General features: G+C 72.1%; 16 protein-coding genes and 1 pseudogene. 12 read left to right on the forward strand and 5 right to left on the reverse strand.

All coding sequences use genetic code 11. The features are described from left to right. The first annotated feature begins 78 nt into the window (after nt 1-78). The 4 genes and pseudogenes from QF027_RS39580 to QF027_RS39595 all read left to right on the forward strand — a co-directional run. Nucleotides 79-477 (forward strand): 6-pyruvoyl trahydropterin synthase family protein, encoded by a 399-nt coding sequence (locus QF027_RS39580; RefSeq protein WP_046728401.1) that lies wholly within the window; start codon nt 79-81, stop codon nt 475-477. Next, nucleotides 474-1,658, forward strand: coding sequence for a glycosyltransferase family 4 protein (locus QF027_RS39585; RefSeq protein ID WP_307080173.1), 1,185 nt, complete (start codon nt 474-476; stop codon nt 1,656-1,658). The genes QF027_RS39580 and QF027_RS39585 overlap by 4 nt, the downstream gene beginning before the upstream one ends. Beyond that, complete coding sequence (locus tag QF027_RS39590) at nt 1,655-2,674, forward strand: class I SAM-dependent methyltransferase (RefSeq protein WP_307080175.1); 1,020 nt, start codon at nt 1,655-1,657, stop codon at nt 2,672-2,674. Before QF027_RS39585 ends, QF027_RS39590 begins: the two co-directional genes overlap by 4 nt. Further along, nucleotides 2,671-3,954 (forward strand): annotated as a pseudogene (locus QF027_RS39595) (lysylphosphatidylglycerol synthase transmembrane domain-containing protein); the annotation flags it as partial. The gene QF027_RS39590 and the pseudogene QF027_RS39595, both read left to right, overlap by 4 nt. Nucleotides 3,955-4,064: 110 nt before the next feature. Here QF027_RS39595 and QF027_RS39600 read toward each other — a convergent pair. Then, on the reverse strand, nt 4,065-4,817 hold the full coding sequence (locus tag QF027_RS39600; RefSeq protein WP_306974038.1) for a creatininase family protein: 753 nt from the start codon (nt 4,815-4,817) through the stop codon (nt 4,065-4,067). A gap of 38 nt (nt 4,818-4,855) precedes the next feature. Here QF027_RS39600 and ribA point away from each other — a divergent pair, with 38 nt between their 5' ends. From ribA to QF027_RS39625, 5 genes are read left to right on the forward strand one after another with little or no spacing between them, the layout of a single operon-like run. After that, on the forward strand, nt 4,856-5,515 hold the full coding sequence (gene ribA / locus QF027_RS39605) for a GTP cyclohydrolase II (RefSeq protein WP_306974036.1): 660 nt from the start codon (nt 4,856-4,858) through the stop codon (nt 5,513-5,515). Nucleotides 5,516-5,560: 45 nt separating this feature from the next. Beyond that, nucleotides 5,561-6,568: an ornithine cyclodeaminase family protein gene (locus QF027_RS39610; protein ID WP_307080177.1), complete on the forward strand. Its 1,008-nt coding sequence runs from the start codon at nt 5,561-5,563 to the stop codon at nt 6,566-6,568. After that, nucleotides 6,565-7,713, forward strand: a complete 1,149-nt coding sequence (locus tag QF027_RS39615; protein ID WP_307080179.1) for an NAD(P)/FAD-dependent oxidoreductase — start codon at nt 6,565-6,567, stop codon at nt 7,711-7,713. The genes QF027_RS39610 and QF027_RS39615 overlap by 4 nt, the downstream gene beginning before the upstream one ends. Further along, nucleotides 7,710-8,774: a saccharopine dehydrogenase gene (locus QF027_RS39620; protein WP_307080181.1), complete on the forward strand. Its 1,065-nt coding sequence runs from the start codon at nt 7,710-7,712 to the stop codon at nt 8,772-8,774. Before QF027_RS39615 ends, QF027_RS39620 begins: the two co-directional genes overlap by 4 nt. Beyond that, nucleotides 8,767-9,921 (forward strand): saccharopine dehydrogenase family protein, encoded by a 1,155-nt coding sequence (locus tag QF027_RS39625; RefSeq protein ID WP_307080183.1) that lies wholly within the window; start codon nt 8,767-8,769, stop codon nt 9,919-9,921. The genes QF027_RS39620 and QF027_RS39625 overlap by 8 nt, the downstream gene beginning before the upstream one ends. Here the strand turns inward: QF027_RS39625 and QF027_RS39630 are convergent. Continuing rightward, nucleotides 9,918-11,162: a serine hydrolase domain-containing protein gene (locus QF027_RS39630; protein WP_306974024.1), complete on the reverse strand. Its 1,245-nt coding sequence runs from the start codon at nt 11,160-11,162 to the stop codon at nt 9,918-9,920. The two genes, QF027_RS39625 and QF027_RS39630, sit on opposite strands and share 4 nt — an antisense overlap. A 158-nt stretch (nt 11,163-11,320) precedes the next feature. Between QF027_RS39630 and QF027_RS39635 the strand changes: the two genes are divergently transcribed. Then, the gene (locus QF027_RS39635; RefSeq protein ID WP_307080185.1) at nt 11,321-11,776 is read left to right on the forward strand and encodes a PPOX class F420-dependent oxidoreductase; all 456 of its coding nucleotides are present in this window, start codon (nt 11,321-11,323) and stop codon (nt 11,774-11,776) included. Nucleotides 11,777-12,039: 263 nt separating this feature from the next. Then, a complete protein-coding gene (locus QF027_RS39640) occupies nt 12,040-12,450 on the forward strand; it encodes a VOC family protein (protein WP_307080187.1) in 411 nt (136 codons plus the stop codon). Nucleotides 12,451-12,535: 85 nt separating this feature from the next. Here the strand turns inward: QF027_RS39640 and QF027_RS39645 are convergent, their stop codons facing one another. Further along, entirely contained in the window at nt 12,536-13,894 is a 1,359-nt protein-coding gene (locus QF027_RS39645; RefSeq protein ID WP_306974021.1) for an MFS transporter, read from the reverse strand. 125 nt (nt 13,895-14,019) lie between these two features. Continuing rightward, complete coding sequence (locus QF027_RS39650) at nt 14,020-14,685, reverse strand: TetR/AcrR family transcriptional regulator (protein ID WP_307080190.1); 666 nt, start codon at nt 14,683-14,685, stop codon at nt 14,020-14,022. A 130-nt stretch (nt 14,686-14,815) separates the two neighbouring features. Here QF027_RS39650 and QF027_RS39655 point away from each other — a divergent pair, with 130 nt between their 5' ends. Continuing rightward, nucleotides 14,816-15,691 carry a shikimate dehydrogenase gene (locus tag QF027_RS39655; protein WP_307080191.1) on the forward strand — a complete coding sequence of 292 codons (876 nt, stop codon included), beginning with the start codon at nt 14,816-14,818 and terminating at the stop codon, nt 15,689-15,691. 7 nt (nt 15,692-15,698) lie between these two features. Here QF027_RS39655 and QF027_RS39660 read toward each other — a convergent pair whose 3' ends face one another. After that, nucleotides 15,699-17,162, reverse strand: coding sequence for a membrane-associated oxidoreductase (locus tag QF027_RS39660; RefSeq protein WP_306974015.1), 1,464 nt, complete (start codon nt 17,160-17,162; stop codon nt 15,699-15,701). Between the last annotated feature and the right edge of the window lie 77 nt (nt 17,163-17,239).

A 17,239-nucleotide genomic window follows, 5' to 3' on the forward strand; every position in this document is an offset into this window, starting at 1 on the left:
CGAAGAGCCGTACTACACGGCATCCCCCGGCAGGGATCAGCCGGAGGACCAGACGCGCCGCACCTGGAGGGTCGTCCGTTGTTCAGCATCACCGTCCGCGATCACATCATGATCGCCCACAGCTTCCGCGGCGAGGTCTTCGGGCCCGCGCAGCGTCTGCACGGAGCCACGTTCCTGGTGGACGCCACGTTCCGGCGCGAACAGCTGGACGACGACAACATCGTCGTCGACATCGGACTGGCCACCCAGGAACTCGGTGCCGTCGTCAGCGAGTTGAACTACCGCAACCTCGACAACGAACCCGACTTCGCCGGGATCAACACCTCGACGGAGTTCCTGGCGAAGGTCATCGCGGACCGGCTCGCCGAGCGCATCGAGAAGGGCGCTCTCGGTGAGGGCGCCAAGGGCCTCGCGGGCCTGACCGTCACCCTGCACGAGTCGCATGTCGCCTGGGCGAGTTACGAGCGTGCCCTGTGACCGACATGACCACCGGGCGGACGGGCACGCTCGACTACGTACCCGTGCAGCACTCCGCCCTCAAGAAGGCCGAGATCATCCCGATGTCCCTGCGGTCCGTGCACTTCGTGATGCCCGGTGGCGTGGACGACTCGACCGCGCCGAGCGGCGGCAACGCCTATGACCGGCGGGTCTGCCTGGACCTGCCCGGCTTCGGCTGGCAGGTCGAACGCCACGCGGTGGCCGGCGGCTGGCCCCGACCGGGAGCCGCGGCCCGTACCGAGCTGGCCCGCACCCTGCGGGACCTGCCGGACGACACCGTCGTCCTGATCGACGGACTGGTCGCCTGCGGGGTCCCGGAGATCATCGTCCCCGAGGCGGAGCGGCTGCGGCTCGCCGTCCTCGTCCACCTGCCGCTCGGCGACGAGACCGGGCTCGAACCGAATCTCGCCCTCGAACTGGACGCCAAGGAGCGCGAGGTGCTGCGGGCCGTGCCCGCCGTCATCGCCACCAGCGACTGGGCCGTACGGCGACTCGTCTCGCACCACGGCCTCACCCCCGAGCGGGTCCATGTCGCCACCCCGGGTGCCGACATCGCCCCGCTCGCCTCCGGCACCGACGGTGTCTCACGGCTGCTGTGCGTGGCCGCCGTGACTCCCCGCAAGGGACAGCACCGGCTGATCGAGGCACTGGCCGGCGCACAGGACCTGCCGTGGAGCTGCGTGTGCGTCGGCGGGATCACCCAGGATCCCGAGTACGTCGCCAGTCTGCGGATGCTCATCAAGAAGTACGGCCTCCAGGACCGCCTGCACCTCGCGGGGCCGCAGGCCGGGGCCGAGCTCGACGCCAGCTACGCCGCAGCCGACCTGATGGTCCTCGCCTCCTACGCCGAGACCTACGGCATGGCGGTCACCGAGGCCCTCGCGCGCGGCATCCCGGTGCTGGCCACCGACGTCGGCGGACTGCCGGAGGCCGTCGGCCGCGCCCCCGACGGCGGCGTGCCCGGCATCCTCGTCCCGCCGGAGGACCCCGCCGCCCTCGCCGCGGAACTGCGCGGCTGGTTCGGCGAGGCGGACGTACGACGACGACTGAAGGCGGCTGCCCGGGGCCGGCGGGCCGCCCTGGACGGCTGGGCGACCACGGCCCGCAGCCTGGCCGGAGTACTCGGCCGACTCCCGAGCGAGCCCAGGAGGGCGGCATGAGGAAGACGGCGACCAAGCAGAGCGGGAAGATCCCGGCACAGCCGGGACCGCGGGAGGTGGCGTCGGTGAAGCCCGGAGTTCCTTCCCACGCCGAATCCGACGCGGAATCGGTCATCCCCGGGGCCGGTCCCAGCACCCACCCCGGCGAGCGTCCCACCGTACGACTCAGGGACGCGGGTCCCGACGACGCTCCCCGCTACGCCCCCGAGTGGCTCGAGCTTCGGGAAGGGCCCGACGCGGCCGCGCGGGCGGGCGACCTGATCGACCCGCTGCGGATCCGGCTGGCGAACCTGCCGGGCAAGGCCGGCCTCGTCATCCACGACCTGGGCTGCGGCACCGGCTCGATGGGCCGCTGGCTGGCGCCCCGCCTGGACGGCCCCCAGCACTGGATCCTGCACGACCGGGACCCCTACCTCCTGCACTTCGCGGCGGTCGCGTCCCCGCGCTCCGCCGCCGACGGCAGCCGGGTCACCGTCGAGACCCGCCGCGGCGACGTCGGCCTGCTCACCCCGGACGCCCTCGCCGGCGCCTCCCTGGTGACGGCCTCCGCGCTCCTCGACGTCCTCACCCGGGAGGAGATCGAGACCCTCGCCACGGCCTGCACGGGAGCCGGCTGCCCGGCTCTGCTCACCCTGTCCGTGGCGGGCCGCGTGGAACTCACCCCGGCCGACCCGCTGGACGAGGAGATCGCCGACGCGTTCAACTCCCACCAGCGGCGCGGCGGACTGCTCGGCCCGGACGCCGTCACCGTCGCCTGCGAGGCGTTCTCCGAACGGGGCGCGACGGTACGGCTGCACCCGAGTGCCTGGCGCCTCGGCCCCGCCGAGTCCGCGCTCACCGCCCAGTGGCTGCGCGGCTGGGTCGGCGCGGCCGTCGAGGAGCGGCCCGAGCTGAAGGAGCCCGCCGAACGCTACCTCCGGGACCGCCTGGAGGCCTGCCGCGCGGGCGAGTTGAAGGTCGTCGTCCACCACACCGACCTGCTGGCGCTGTCCCGGCCGGCGGGCGGAGCGTCATGAGCGTGGAGACGGTGCGGCCGGACACCGAGCGGCGTGCGGAGCGCACCGGACGCCGGGAGGAGGACCACTCGACGCGCGGCGACGACGCCGGGGCCGGCGAGCGGGACGCCCTGCCGGTCCGGAGCACCGACCGGAGCAGGGCGAGTCTTCCGGCCCGCGGCACCGGCCACGGCACGGCGCGTCTGCCCGTCCGGCGACCCGCGGAGGCGCCCGAGCCCGGCACCCTCTCCCGCCGGGCCCTCACGCTCCAGGCCGACGTGGTCCAGACGCGCGACGAGGTACTCACGGCGCGCGCCGAGGCGCTCGTGGTCCGGGCCCGGATCCTGGAGGCAGCCGGAGAGTCCGTCGCGGACCTGACCGACGCCGCCGTCTCCCGGGACCGGATCGGCGTGATCGTGACCGCGGCACGGCCCCGGCCCGCTCGGACCCCCCAGTGGCGTACCGCGCTGCGCGGAGTCCTCAACTCCCGCGGCCTGCGCACCCACATCGGCACCGTCGCGGGCGTCACCATCCTCGCGGTCCTGTTGTGGCGCCTGGGCACCGGCGTCTTCCTGGACGGGCTGCGCCGGATCGACGGCCCCGCCCTGCTGGCGGCGCTCGCGATCGGCGTGCTGACCACCGTGTTCAGCGCCTGGCGTTGGCAGTTGGTGGCCCGTGGGCTGCGCATCCGGCTGCCGCTCGGCGAGGCCGTGGCCGACTACTACCGTGCCCTGTTCCTGAACGCGGCCCTGCCCGGCGGTGTCCTCGGTGATGTGCACCGCGCGGTGCGGCACGGGCAGAGCACCGGTGACATGGGCCGCGGTGTACGGGCGGTCGTCCTCGAACGGGTCGCCGGGCAGATCGCGTTGGCGGTCGTCGGTGGTGGCGTGCTGCTCACGATGGAGTCCCCGGTGCTGGCCGAGGCCCGCCACCTCGCCCCCGCCGTAGGCCTCGCCGGCCTGGGCGCCCTCGCCGTCGTCGTGGCCCTGCGGATGAACCGGACCCCTCCCTCCCGCCGGGGCCGGCTCCTGCGCGCGACCCTCGCCGAGGCCCGCGAGGGACTGCTGTCCCGCCGCAACTGGCCCGGCGTCACGCTCTCTTCGGCCGTCGTCCTCGCAGGCCACCTCGGGATGTTCGTGCTCGCGGCCCGCATCGCGGGCTCCGACGCCTCCGTCGCCGAACTGCTGCCACTGGCCGTGCTCGCCCTGCTCGCCATGGGACTGCCCCTGAACGTCGGCGGGTTCGGCCCCCGGGAGGGCGTCACCGCCTGGGCGTTCGCCGCCATGGGCCTCGGCGCCGGCGCCGGCCTCGCGACCGCCGTCGTGTACGGCGTCCTCAGCTTCGTGGCGAGCCTGCCGGGCGCGGTCGTCCTGGTCGTCCGCTGGTACCAGGGCCTGCGCCCCGCGCACCGCTACTCCCCGGTGAGCGCCGAGAAATACGTACCGAAGGACGCCGCGAGGCTCTCCAGCAAGGCTTTCCCCTTTTCCGCCGAGCCCAGCGAAGGGCGCCCGATGACACCGGAATCGGTGTAACCGGACATACCGAGGGTGAGGAGATGGCGACGGTCGTCCGCGACGAAATCGGAGGTCTCGTAACCGGATCGGACACATTCCGGGTCGGTGTGCAGAAGAATGGAGGTCTCGATTTCTCCCGCGTGCATGTCGGTGAGCAGCGAGGTGACCACCCCGGCCTCCAGACGGGCGGCCTCCCAGTCCTCCGCGGCCGGGAAGAGCGCCATTCGCTCCCCGCGGGCGGAGGCCTCCTGGACGACATTGCCCAGCACGTAGTTGCCGCCGTGTCCGTTGACCACGACCAGCGCCTCGACGCCCGAGCGGCGCAGCGAGGCCGCTATGTCCCGTACCACCGCATGAAGGGTGACGGAGGAGATGCTGACGGTCCCCGGCCAGGCCGCGTGCTCGTGCGAGCAGGAGATCGTCACCGGGGGGAGGAGGTGCACCGGGTACGCCGCGGCGATCTCCCGCGCGACGGCGCAGGCGACGAGGGTGTCGGTCGCCAGGGGAAGGTACGGACCGTGTTGTTCGAAGCTTCCGACCGGAAGGACGGCGACCTGTGTTGAGACGCCCGCCCCCCGCGTCCGTACGTCTTCCGTAGTGTCCGTCGGCAACAGACCGTACGCCGCCGACCGTATTCCCGAACCGCTCATCTTTTCACGGCCTTTCGTCTCTGCTTAGGAAACAGATCATGACAGATAAAGTTGGCGTCCTCGGCAAGAAGGCACCACAGCGCACCGGCGTGGAACGCGTGGTGAATGCCCCGCTGCCCACCGTGTACGGGAAATTCCAGGCGGTCGGCTATCTCGATCACGACCGCGGTGACGAACAGGTCGCCCTGGTCTACGGTGACATCGGCTCGGACGACGTCCTCGTACGGTTGCATTCGGAGTGCCTGACCGGTGACGCGTTCGGCTCCCAGCACTGCGAGTGCGGCGACCAGTTGGACGCCGCGCTGCGGGCCGTGGTCAAGGAGGGCAGCGGCATCGTCGTCTATCTGCGGGGTCACGAGGGCCGGGGCATCGGACTGCTCGCCAAGCTGCGCGCGATGGCGCTCCAGGCGGAGGGTCTGGACACCGTCGAGGCCAACCTCGCGCTCGGTCTGCCGGTGGACTCCCGGGACTACGGCGTCGCCGCCGGGATCTTCCACGACCTGGGCGTGAACTCGGTCCGCCTGATGTCCAACAATCCGCGCAAGCGTGAGGCGCTGCTGCGGCACGGCATCACGGTCGCCGAGACGGTGCCGCTGCTCATCACGCCGTGCGAGAGCAACATCACCTATCTGCGCACCAAGCGGGAGCGGCTGGACCACGTCCTGCCCCATCTGGACGCGGTGGCCCACCTGTCCTGATCACCGGGCTGATTCCGGGACGGGAAATCCGGAGAGGAAGAGGGAATGACCGACGACGTCCTCTTCCTCTCCGGACCGCAGGTCACCCGCCTGCTCGACGCGGACACGGCCATCGCCTCGCAGCGCGCGGCCTTCACCGCGCTCGGCTCCGGGGCGGCCGACCTGCCGGCGAAGATCATGCATCCGAGCCGCTTCGACGACAGCGTGGTCTTCGCGTACGTCTCCCGGCTCTCCGCCGACTCCGGGGCCGTCGCGAAGTCCGGCAGCGTCAATCCGGGCAACGCGGCGGCCGGGCTGCCCACGATCCACGCCGTGCTCTCGGTGCTCGACCCGGTGACCGGCCGCCTGACCGCTGTCATGGACGGCGCCGCGGTGACCATCCTGCATATGGCAGCTGCGAGCGCCGTCGCCGTCGACGCGCCGGCCACGCCCGACAGCACCGACCTGGCCGTGCTGGGCTCCGGCACCCAGGCTCCGGCCCATGTGCGGGCGATCGCCCGGGTGCGGCCCCTGAAGTCCGTACGGCTGTGGAGCCCGACTCCGCGCAACCGCAACCGCAACCGCAACCGCAACCGCAACCGCACCCGCACCCGCGCCGCCGAGACGCCGGCGGAACTCGGCTTCCCCGCCGAAGCGGTCGGCAGCGCCGAGGAGGCGGTGAGCGGCGCCTCTCTGGTCGTGGCCTGCACTCTGAGCAGGACACCGGTCGTGCACGGGGAGTGGCTCGCGCCCGGGTGCACGGTGGTGAGCATGGGGTCCTTCGAGCCCACCCGCCGGGAGGTGGACACCGACGTCCTACGGCGAGGGGTGCTTTCAGAGGCCGTCGTCGTGGACGACCCGGCGACCGCGGCGGAGCACGCCGGGCCGGTCGTGGACGCGCTCAGGGCCGGGCTGCTGACCGATCCGGTCGGGCTCGGCGAGGTCCTGACCGGACGAGCCGTGGCCCGGGCGGCCCCCGGCGACATCGTCTATTACAACAGCGTCGGCCTCGGCATCCAGGACGCGGCCGCGGCCTGGGCCGTGGTGCAGGCGGCGAAGGGGGAGCGCCGGTGAGCACGCACACGGCCGACGTCGTCGTGATCGGCGGCGGAGTCATGGGCACGAGCATCGCCCGCCACCTGGCGCGCGCGGGCGTCAGGGAGGTGGTGCTCGTCGAGCGCGACGAACTCGCCTCCGGCTCCACCTCGAAGGCCGCGGGCGGGGTGCGGGCGCAGTTCTCCGACGAGCTCAACATCCGGCTCGGGGCGCGCGGCCTGGAGGCGTTCGGCCGCTTCGAGGAGGAGACGGGGCAGGACATCGGGCTGCACCGGGTCGGTTATCTGTTCCTCCTGTCGACCCCGGAGGAGGTCACCTCCTTCGAGGAGAGCGTGCGCCTCCAGAACTCGCTCGGCGTCCCGAGCCGCATGACCGACCCGGCCGAGGCGCGCCGGCTGTCGCCCCTCATCACCACCGACGGCCTGCTCGCCGCCGCCTTCTCGCCCGAGGACGGCCACTGCACGCCCGAGTCCGTCGTGTACGGCTACGCCGCCGACGCCCGCCGCCACGGCGCGACGATCCTGCGGCACACCGAGGTCACCGGCATCGAACAGCGCGGCGACGACATCACGGGCGTCGTGACGAGCAGGGGCCGGATCGCCACCGGCACGGTGATCTGCGCGGCCGGCGCCTGGTCGCGGGCCGTCGGCGCGATGGTCGGCGTGGACCTGCCGGTCGAGCCGCTGCGCCGCCAGATCGCGGTCACCGAACCGGTCGAGGGGCTGCCGCCCGACCTCCCCATGACCATCGACTTCACCAGCAGTCTCTACTTCCACGGCGAGGGCCCCGGTCTCCTCCTCGGCATGTCCGACCCCGACGAGACACCCGGCTTCGACACCGCCACCCACGACCGCTGGATCCCCCGCCTCGCCGAGGCCATGAGACATCGCGCCCCCGCCCTCCTCGACCTGCGCCGCACCGGCGGCTGGGCCGGCCTGTACGAGCTCACCCCGGACCACAACGCCCTGATCGGCGAGGCCACTTCGGTCTCCCGCTTCCTGTACGCGACCGGCTTCTCCGGCCACGGTTTCCTCCAGGGACCGGCCGTCGGCGAGGTCGTCCGCGACCTGTACCTCGGCCGCGTACCCTTCGTGGACATCAGCCCGCTCAGCGCCGGCCGGTTCGCGGCCGACGCCCCGCGCCCGGAGGCCAACCGCGTATGACCGAGCTCCACCTGTGGCTGCGCCACGAGGTCCGTTCCACCGAGCGACGCACACCCGTGGTGCCGTCCGACGCCCGGCGGCTCGTCGACAGCGGGGTGACGCTGACCGTCGAGGAGTCCCCGCAACGGATCTTCCCGATCGAGGAGTACGAGGCGGCCGGCTGCGGAGTGGCGCCCGCGGGTTCCTGGGCGTCCCGGGCGCCGCTGGACGCCGTGGTCGTAGGCCTGAAGGAACTCCCCGACGAGCCCGCCGCCCTGCCGCACCGGCACATCTTCTTCGGGCACGCCTACAAGGGGCAGCCGGGCGCCCCGGAACTGCTGCGCCGGTTCGCCGCCGGGGGAGGGGCGCTCCTCGACCTGGAGTACCTGGTCGACGACCACGGCCGCAGGCTCGCCGCCTTCGGTTACTGGGCCGGTTACCTGGGTGCGGCCCTGGCCGTGCTCCAGCACCGGGGAAGGCTGTCCGCGCCCCTCACGCCCACCTCGCAGGAGGAGCTGGCGGAGGTCCTGCGGCCCGTCGCCGGGGACGAGGAGTTCAGGGCGCTGGTGATCGGGGCCCTGGGCCGCAGCGGCCGGGGCGCGCGCGTCGCGCTCCGGGCTGCCGGGATCGAGCCGGCCTGCTGGGACCTCGAGGAGACCCGCAGCCTGGACCGCCCCGCCCTGCTCGCCCACGACCTGCTCGTGAACTGCGTCCTCGCCACCACTCCCGTCCCGCCCTTCGTCCGTGAGGCGGACCTGGACGACCCGACCCGCCGGTTGCGCACCCTCTCCGACGTCACCTGCGACGTCGGCTCGCCCCTGAACGTCCTGCCGGTCTACGACCGCGTCACCGAGTGGGCCGAGCCCGTCCGCCGACTGCACAAGGAACCCCCGCTCGACCTGATCGCCATCGACAACCTGCCGTCCCTGCTCCCGGAGGAGTCCAGCGTCGACTTCTCGGGGTCCCTGCTGCCCCTGCTGCCGGAGTTCGGGGTCGGCGGCCCCTGGGGGCGCTGTCTGGAGCGGTTCCATCAGGCGTGCCGTGAACTCGGCATCGACGAAGGGGAGTTCCGCCGTGTCTGACCTGGTTCCCACGACCGGCACCGTCCACTGGATCGGCGCCGGGCTCTCCACCGGCAGCGGCCTGGCCGAGCTGTGCGACACCGCCGACCGGGTCCGCCTGTGGCACCGCACCGAGGAGCGTGCCGCCGAGGCCCTCGCGGCACTGGGGCTCACCGGACGGGCCGAGCCGCGCGCCTACACGCTGTCCGCGCTCGCGGCCGCGCTGGCGCCCGGGGACGTCGTCGTGTCGATGCTGCCCGCGCCCGAGCACGCCGGGATCCTCGCCGCCTGCGTGCGCGAAAAGGCCCACTTCGCCTGCTCCAGCTATGTGTCCGACGCCGTCCTCGAACAGGTGCCGGAGGCAGAGAAGGCCGGGATCGTCGTCCTCACCGAGGCGGGCCTCGACCCGGGCATCGACCACCTCTTCGCGCACAGCCTCGTCGCCCGGGCCCGCGGTGTGATCGGCGACGCGACACCGGCGTCGTACCGCCTCACCTCCTACTGCGGAGGTGTCCCCGCCGTCCCGAACGACTTCAAGTACCGCTTCAGCTGGGCCCCCGCCGGAGTCCTGAACGCCCTGCGCTCGCCCGCCCGTTACATCGACAACGGCACCCCGACCACCGCCGACCGCCCCTGGGAGGTGACCCGGCGCCATGTCGTGGACGGCGAGGCCTTCGAGGTCTATCCCAACCGCGACAGCGTCCCCTTCATCGAGCAGTACGGACTGCCGGCCGCCTGGACACCGCGGACCTTCGTGCGCGGGACCCTGCGGCTGGACGGCTGGCTGCGCGCCTGGGAGCCGGTCTTCGAGGAGCTGCTGACCGGCGACGACACCCGGATCGCCGCCCTGGCCCAGGAACTGGCGGCCAGGTACCCGACAACGGACGCCGACCGCGACCGGGTCGTCCTCGCCGTCTCCCTCGACGTGCGCGCGAAGGACGGCCGCACCTGGTCCGGCGGCTACCTCCTCGACCTGGTGGGTGACGAGGAGGACAGCGCCATGGCCCGCTGTGTCTCCCGCACCCTTGCCCTCGGCATCGGTCACATCCTGGACGGCTCTCTCCCGGCGGGCCTGAACCGGGCGGCGGAGACGGCGGCCCGCTCCGAGCAGTGGCTGGGCGAACTCGCCCGCGACGGCGTCCACTTCACGCTCCGGGTCGATCACTAGCGACCCGGGGCGTCCTGGTCCACGACCGCCTCGTGGACCAGCCGCTTGAGGTCGGGGAACAGCTTCAGCGTCTTCGGCCGCACCTGGGTGTGGAACTGCACGGTCAGATCGCGGCCCGGGTCGACCCAGAAGGTCGTGGACGCCGCCCCGCTCCAGCCGTAGGAACCGAGGCCGGAAGGGGCCAGGGTGCGGGCCGGGTCGGTCACCACGGAGACGCCGAGGCCGAAGCCGACGCCGTCGTTGCCGGGCTCGTCGTGGGCGGGTTTGGCGCCGAAGGCGCGCAGGTCGGCGCCGCCCGGGAGGTGGTTGGAGGTCATCAGGTCCACCGTCTCGGCGGACAGCAGACGGGTGCCGTCCAGTTCGCCGCGGCGGCGCAGCAGCTCCGCGAAGCGGTGGACGTCGTACGCGGACGCCACCATGCCACCGCTGCCGGACAGCAGGCGGGGGCGGCCCCGCAGCGGCAGTCCGGGGACCGGCTCGATGGTGCCGTCGTCCTTCTCTCCGTACAACTCCGAGAGCCTGTCCGCCTGTTCGTCCGGCACCCAGAAGCCGGCGTCGGTCATCCCGAGCGGCCCGAGGACGCGCTCGGCGAAGAAGGCGTCGAGGGTCTGCCCGGACACGATCTCGATGACCCGGCCCAGGACGTTGGAGGCGACCGAGTAGTTCCACTGCGTGCCCGGTTCGAACTGCAGCGGCAGGCTCGCGTACACGGCGACGGTCTCGGCGAGGTCCGAGCCCGGCAGCACGGACGACTCCAGGCCGGCCTCGCGGTAGAGGGCGTCGACCGGGTGGCAGTGGTAGAAGGCGAAGGTCAGACCCGCGGTGTGGGTCATCAGATGCCGGATCAGGATCGGACCGTCGGCCGGCCGGGTGGTGAGGCTCTCGCCGGAACCGTCCACGTAGACCCGGGGTTCCGCGAACGCCGGCAGATACTCGGCGACCGGGTCGTCCAGCGACAGCCGTCCTTCCTCCACCAGCAGGAGGGCGGCCACCGAGGTGACCGGTTTGGTCATCGAGTAGATCCGCCACAGGGTGTCGGCCTCGACCGGCAGGCCGGCCGCGAGGTCACGGTGGCCGTGCGTCGTGAGGTGGGCGACGCGTCCGCCTCGGGCGACGGACACCAGGAAGCCGGGCATCCGGCCCTCGTCGACGTAGTGGGCGAAGTGCTGGTCGAGGCGGTCCAGCGCCTTGCCGTCCAGCCCCACCTCAGCGGGATCGACCTCTTGCCGAAGCTGTGCCATCGCTCTCCTCCGTCGCGTCCGTCGAGGTGCGGACCGATATACCCGGCCCGGACCACCTCAGACATCATCGTCGCTCAGGAAACCGCGACGAGCCGCGGGTCGGCGGGGAATTGCCGGTCGCGGGAATGCCGGGTGCGGCCGGGCCGGTTGATCGTGGTATGACTCAGGACGCGACGCAGGACGCACTGCTCCGGCTGCTCTCGGAGGGCCACGGCGGGGTGCTGGTCACCCTCAAGCGCGACGGCCGGCCCCAGCTGTCGAACGTCAGCCACGCCTACTACCCCGACGAACGGATCATCCGGGTCTCCCTCACCGACGACCGCGCCAAGACCCGCAACCTGCGCCGGGACCCCCGCGCCTCGTACCACGTGACGACGCCGGACCGATGGGCGTACACGGTCGCCGAGGGTACGGCCGACCTCACCCCCGTGGCGAACGACCCGCACGACGACACGGTCGAGGAACTCATCCGCTTGTACCGGGACGTCCAGGGCGAACACCCCGACTGGGACGACTACCGCGCGGCGATGGTCCGGGACCGGCGGCTGGTACTGCGGTTGCGGGTGGAGCGGGCGTACGGGATTCCGGCCCGCGCGGCCGATTCGGGGAAGTAACGCTCCTCGACAGCGGTCCGCGCACCCCGGCCGCCCCTGAATCCGGCCGGAGTGCGCGGTGGTCTGTGCGCGGGTCGGCGTACGACGTCGGCGTCTGTTCTTTTCTGCTTGTTCGTGCCGATGTTCTTGCTGGAAAAGTCGTCTGTCAACGGTGCGTGGGCGGCGGAAGAGGTCCTACGACTCGGGGAGCAGGGCGCATGGCCGATGTGCCGGCGATCAGTGGCTGCCTAGGCTGACCCGGACACCGAGGGGAAGAGGTCACCATGCCCGTCAACGGCCGCAGCCACATCCGCATCGCCCGCCCGTCCCGGGATCTGGCCGCCGCCGAGCGGTTCTGGGTCGAGGGGCTCGGCCTGGGTGTCGTGTGGCGCGCCGAGGGCGGCCCCGAACCCGGCGAGCACGACCTGCTGATGCTCGGGTGGCCGGACGCCGGCTGGCACCTGGAACTCGTCCACGAGCAGGGCCACCCGGTCGAACCCCGCCCCACCGAGGAGGACCTGTTGGTGATCTACGTGGACGGGCCCGTACCGGAGGACCTCGTGGCCCGCCTCGAGGCGCGCGGCGGCAAGCGGGTGCTGTCGCCGAACCCGTACTGGAACGAGTGGGGCGTCACGGTGGAGGACCCGGACGGGTACCGACTGGTGCTGTGCACGCGGGGCTGGTCGAACGCGTAGGCGTCGAGAACCGGGCAGGCCCGAGCCCCCGGTGCCGACAGGGCGCCCGGGGGCTCGACGTGGGGGGAGAGCACAAGGGGGAGGGTCAGGCCGTCACCTTCTCCGGGCGGGGTGCCTCCCGGGGGGTGCGGGAGCCGAGGTCCTCCGTGGGGACCTTGTGGGTCTCGCGGGCCGTCAGGGCGGCGATCAGCGGGGGGACGCACAGGGCCGCGGTGAACAGGGCCACCGAGGACCAGTCGGTGCCGTCGGGGCCCGCGATCTGTGCCGCGAAGGTGACCGCGAAACCGGCCACCGCGAAACCGATCTGCGTGCCGATCGCCATGCCCGACAGCCGGACCCTGGTGGAGAACATCTCGCCGTAGAAGGACGGCCAGACCCCGTTCGCGGCGCTGTAGACGACGCCGAAGGTGACGATGCCGAGCAGCAGTGTCAGCGGGTAGTTGCCCGTGGAGATCGCCCAGAGGTAGAGGAACATCGTCACCGCGCTGCCCGCCGCGCCGATCAGGAAGACCGGACGCCGGCCGATGCGGTCCGACAGCGTGGCCCACAGGGGGATCGCGGCGAGCGCGACGAGGTTGGCCAGTGCGCCCACCCACAGCATCGAGGAACGGCTCATCCCGACCGCGTCGCTCGTCGCGTACGCCAGCGCCCACACCGTGAAGATCGTGGAGACCGAGGCGATCAGCGCGCCCCCGATCACCCGGAGCACATCCGCCCAGTGCTCCCGCAGCAGGACCACCAGCGGAAGCTTCGGGACGCCCTCGGAGGCGGCCTGCTGCTCGAACGCCGGTGTCTCGTCCAGCTTGCGGCGGATGACGAAGCCGACCACGGCGACCGCCACGCTCAGCCAGAACGGCACCCGCCAGCCCCAGGACAGCAACTGGTCCTCGGGCAGCGCGGCGACCGGCAGGAAGACCAGGGTGGCGAGCAGCTGTCCGCCCTGGGTGCCGCTGAGCGTGAAGCTCGTGAAGAAGCCCCGTCGGTGCGCCGGCGCGTGCTCCAGGCTCATGGAGTTGGCGCTGGCCTGCTCACCGGCCGCCGAGATGCCCTGGAGGACGCGGCACAGGACCAGCAGGACCGGGGCGAGGGTGCCGACCTGGTGGCGGGTCGGCAGACAGCCGATGAGGAACGTCGACAGGCCCATCAGAATCAGCGTGAAGACCATGATCTTCTTACGGCCGACCCGGTCGCCGACATGCCCGAGGAAGAGCGCGCCGACCGGCCGGGCCGCGTAGGCGACACCGAACGTGGCCAGCGACAGCAGGGTCGCGGTGGCCGGGTCGGACTCGTCGAAGAACACCTTCGGGAAGATCAGGGCTGCGGCACTGCCGTAGATGAAGAAGTCGTAGTACTCCAGGGCGCTGCCGATCCAGGCGGCGGTCGCCGCCTTTTTCGGTTGCCCGACGGCTTCGGCAGGGTCGCGGGGTGCGACGGTCGGGGACACGGGTTGCTCCTTCGGGGGGACTCCGGGAGCTATCCAGGTAATTAACCCACTGGATAGTTAGTAGCGGTTGCCGAGGATGGTGCGCCCGCTTATCCCGGGTGTCAAGGGGTCCGGACGTGCCGGGATCAGTCCGCCGCGCGGTCCGCCGTCAGGTAGGCGATCACCATGTCCCCCAACATGGTCCGGTAGTGCTCCCGTTGCTCGGCGGCGACCAGATCACGCCCGAACAGCGCGCCGAAGGTGTGGCGGTTGGCGACCCGGAAGAAGCAGAACGAACTGATCATCGCGTGCAGATCGACCGCGTCCACGTCGGCGGTGAACAGGCCCGACTCCTGCCCCGAGGCCAGGATGCGGCGGATCACGTCGAGCGCGGGCGAGCCGATCTTCCCCAGCTTCGCGGAGGCGGCGATGTGCTCGGCCCCGTGGATGTTCTCGATGCTGACCAGACGGATGAAGTCCGGGTGCTGCTCGTGGTGGTCGAAGGTCACCTCGGCCAGGCGCCGGATCGCCGCGACCGGGTCCAGGTGCTCGACGTCCAGCTCCTGCTCGGCCTCGCGGATCACGCCGTACGCCCGCTCCAGGACGGCCGTGAACAGCTGCTCCTTGCCGCCGAAGTAGTAGTAGATCATCCGCTTGGTGGTGCGGGTGCGGGCGGCGATCTCGTCGACGCGGGCGCCGTCGTAGCCGGCCCGCGCGAACTCCTGGGTCGCCACGTCGAGGATCTCGGCCTGGGTGCGGACGGCGTCGCGGATCCGCCCGTTCGGTCGTGCCGGTTCGTCGACGCTGGTCATCGGGTTCCTTCGGGAGTGCGGCCGGTGCCGCAGATTCTAGAAGGCGCGGCCGGAGTCTTCCCCGGCGGCAGCCCGGCTGATATAGCTAACGTACTGGTTCGTACATTAGGGCTCGCCTCAGGAGGTCCGCGTGGCCAAGGACTCGTTTCTCGTCGGACTGATCGGCGCCGGCATCGGCCCCTCGCTGAGCCCGGCGCTGCACGAGCGGGAGGCGGACCGGCAGGGCCTGCGCTATCTGTACCGGCTCATCGACATCGATGTGCTCGGGGTGCGCCCCGAGGCGGTCGGCGATCTGGTGCGGGCCGCCCGTGACCTGGGCTTCGACGGCCTGAACATCACCCACCCGTGCAAGCAGCTGGTCATCGGGCACCTGGACGGGCTCGCCCCGCAGGCCGAGGCGCTCGGCGCGGTCAACACCGTGGTCTTCGAGAACGGCCGGGCGACCGGCCACAACACCGACGTCACCGGTTTCGCGGCGTCCTTCGCGCGCGGGCTGCCCGACGTGCCGCTCGAACGGGTCGTGCAGCTGGGGGCGGGCGGCGCGGGGGCGGCCGTCGCACACGCCATGCTCACCCTGGGCGCCGGGCGGGTCACCGTCGTCGACGCGCTCGCCGACCGGGCCGTGGAGCTCGCGGCGTCGCTGACCCGTCACTTCGGCCAGGGCCGGGCGGCCGCGGCCGCCCCCGACCGACTGCCGCAGCTGCTCGCCGACGCCGACGGCATCGTGCATGCCACCCCCACCGGCATGGCCGCCCACCCCGGTCTGCCCTTCCCGGCCGACCTGCTCCGCCCCGAGCTGTGGGTCGCCGAGGTGGTCTACCGCCCGCTGGAGACGGAGCTGCTGCAGACCGCCCGTGCGCTCGGCTGCGCCACTCTGGACGGCGGCGGCATGGCCGTCTTCCAGGCCGTGGACGCGTTCCGGCTGTTCACCGGGCGGGAGCCGGACGCGGCGCGGATGCTCGGGGACATCGCGGAACTGGCGGGCGTGGTCGGCGCCCCCAAGTAACCCGGGATCACTGGCGGTTGATGGTCCGCGTCACACCGGCGAAGACCGTCGTCGCCAGGATCCAGCCCGCGATGACCAGCGCGTACGACAGCGACTGGTACCACCCCTGCGGGGCGAAGGCGCCCTCCTGGCCGAAGGAGATCACCGGCAGCAGCAGGTCGAGGGTGTAGAACAGCGCGCTGAAGTGCGGGGCCTCGTCAGCCTTGAGCGGTGGCGGGTGGTGGAGGCTGTAGGCGACCGTGCCGACGGCGAGCAGGGAGACCAGCCAGACGCAGGCCCGCAGAGGATGGAAGCCGTAGCCGACGGTGGCGTCCTGGACGTGCCCCCACAGGCGCCCGTACCAGGCGAGGGTGGCGCGGTGGCGGCGCTGCTTGGCGAGCTGGACCAGTCGCGCGGCCCGGTCGTCGCCGATACGGCGGTAGGCCGCGGTCAACTGCTCGTAGGCGTGCGGGACATAGCCCTCACGGTCCCGCTCCAGCATCGGCAGGCGGCGATCGGCGGGCTCCTGGGGGGTGAGCGAGGTGTAGACGAGCTTGTTGAACTGGACCTCGTCCGGCACCACCTCGGGTTCCAGGAACAGGTCGTCGATCTGGGCGCGGCGCAGGCTCAGGGTGCCCTGCATGGGCGGCCCCTTGCGCAGCCAGAGTTCCCCGATGGTGGAACTGTTCGCCCTGAGCGCCGCGTCGCCCGGGTTCGACAGGTGCGCGTACGAGAAGTCGAGCCGGCCCGCGATCCGTGCGCCCCGCAAACCGATCCAGCCGAAGGTGTGCACCCGGCGCAGGTGGACGTCACCCTCCACGACGAGGGTCTGCGCGTCGAGGACGATGTCGCCGGGGTGACTGAGCCGGGCGTCGATGAGGTTGACGGAACCGGCGACGGTGGCGCCGTTGAGGCGGACCTCGCCGTGGGCGCGCAGGCCCGGCGCCCACAGGTCGTCGCCGATGGTCATGTGGTTGAGCTGGAGCGCGGGTTCGCCGGCGTCGACCGCGGTGATCTCGGCGCGGTCCATGAACAGGGCTCCGGCGATCTGCGCCCCGCCGAGCCGCACCGGGCCGTTCACCTTGCAGTCCGTCATCCGCAGTACGGCGTCCACGTGCATCGTGGCGGCCGTCAGTCCGGGCAGCACGGAGTTGCTGAGGTTCAACTGCCGCAGCCGGCAGCCGTACAGCAGCGGCACGTCGTCGAAGTGGCAGTGGCTGAGGCGTACGGCGTGGTCGACCGTCCCGTACTGGAGCCCGAGCACACCGGTGATCCGGGCGCCCGCGAGCTTGAGAGCGGGTATCTCCCCGTCCTCCTGTGGCCCGTTGAGCATCAGCGCCCGCAACACGGTGGCCCGGACCGTGCGTTCGGCACCCCACTCGGCGCCGTCCGCCACGTCTTCGTCCTCGGCCGTACGGAAGTCCACGGCCTGGCCCTTCGGGAAGGCACGCCATACCCGCAGTTCGGCCGGGGTCAGGTTGTCGATCTCCATCAGCCGTGACTCTCCAACGCACACGTCACGGTGTCAACAGGCCCTGCGGACGACGGCGGCCCGGGAGTCCTGCTCCC

Source organism: Streptomyces canus, from assembly GCF_030816965.1.
Lineage (GTDB): Bacteria > Actinomycetota > Actinomycetes > Streptomycetales > Streptomycetaceae > Streptomyces > Streptomyces canus_E.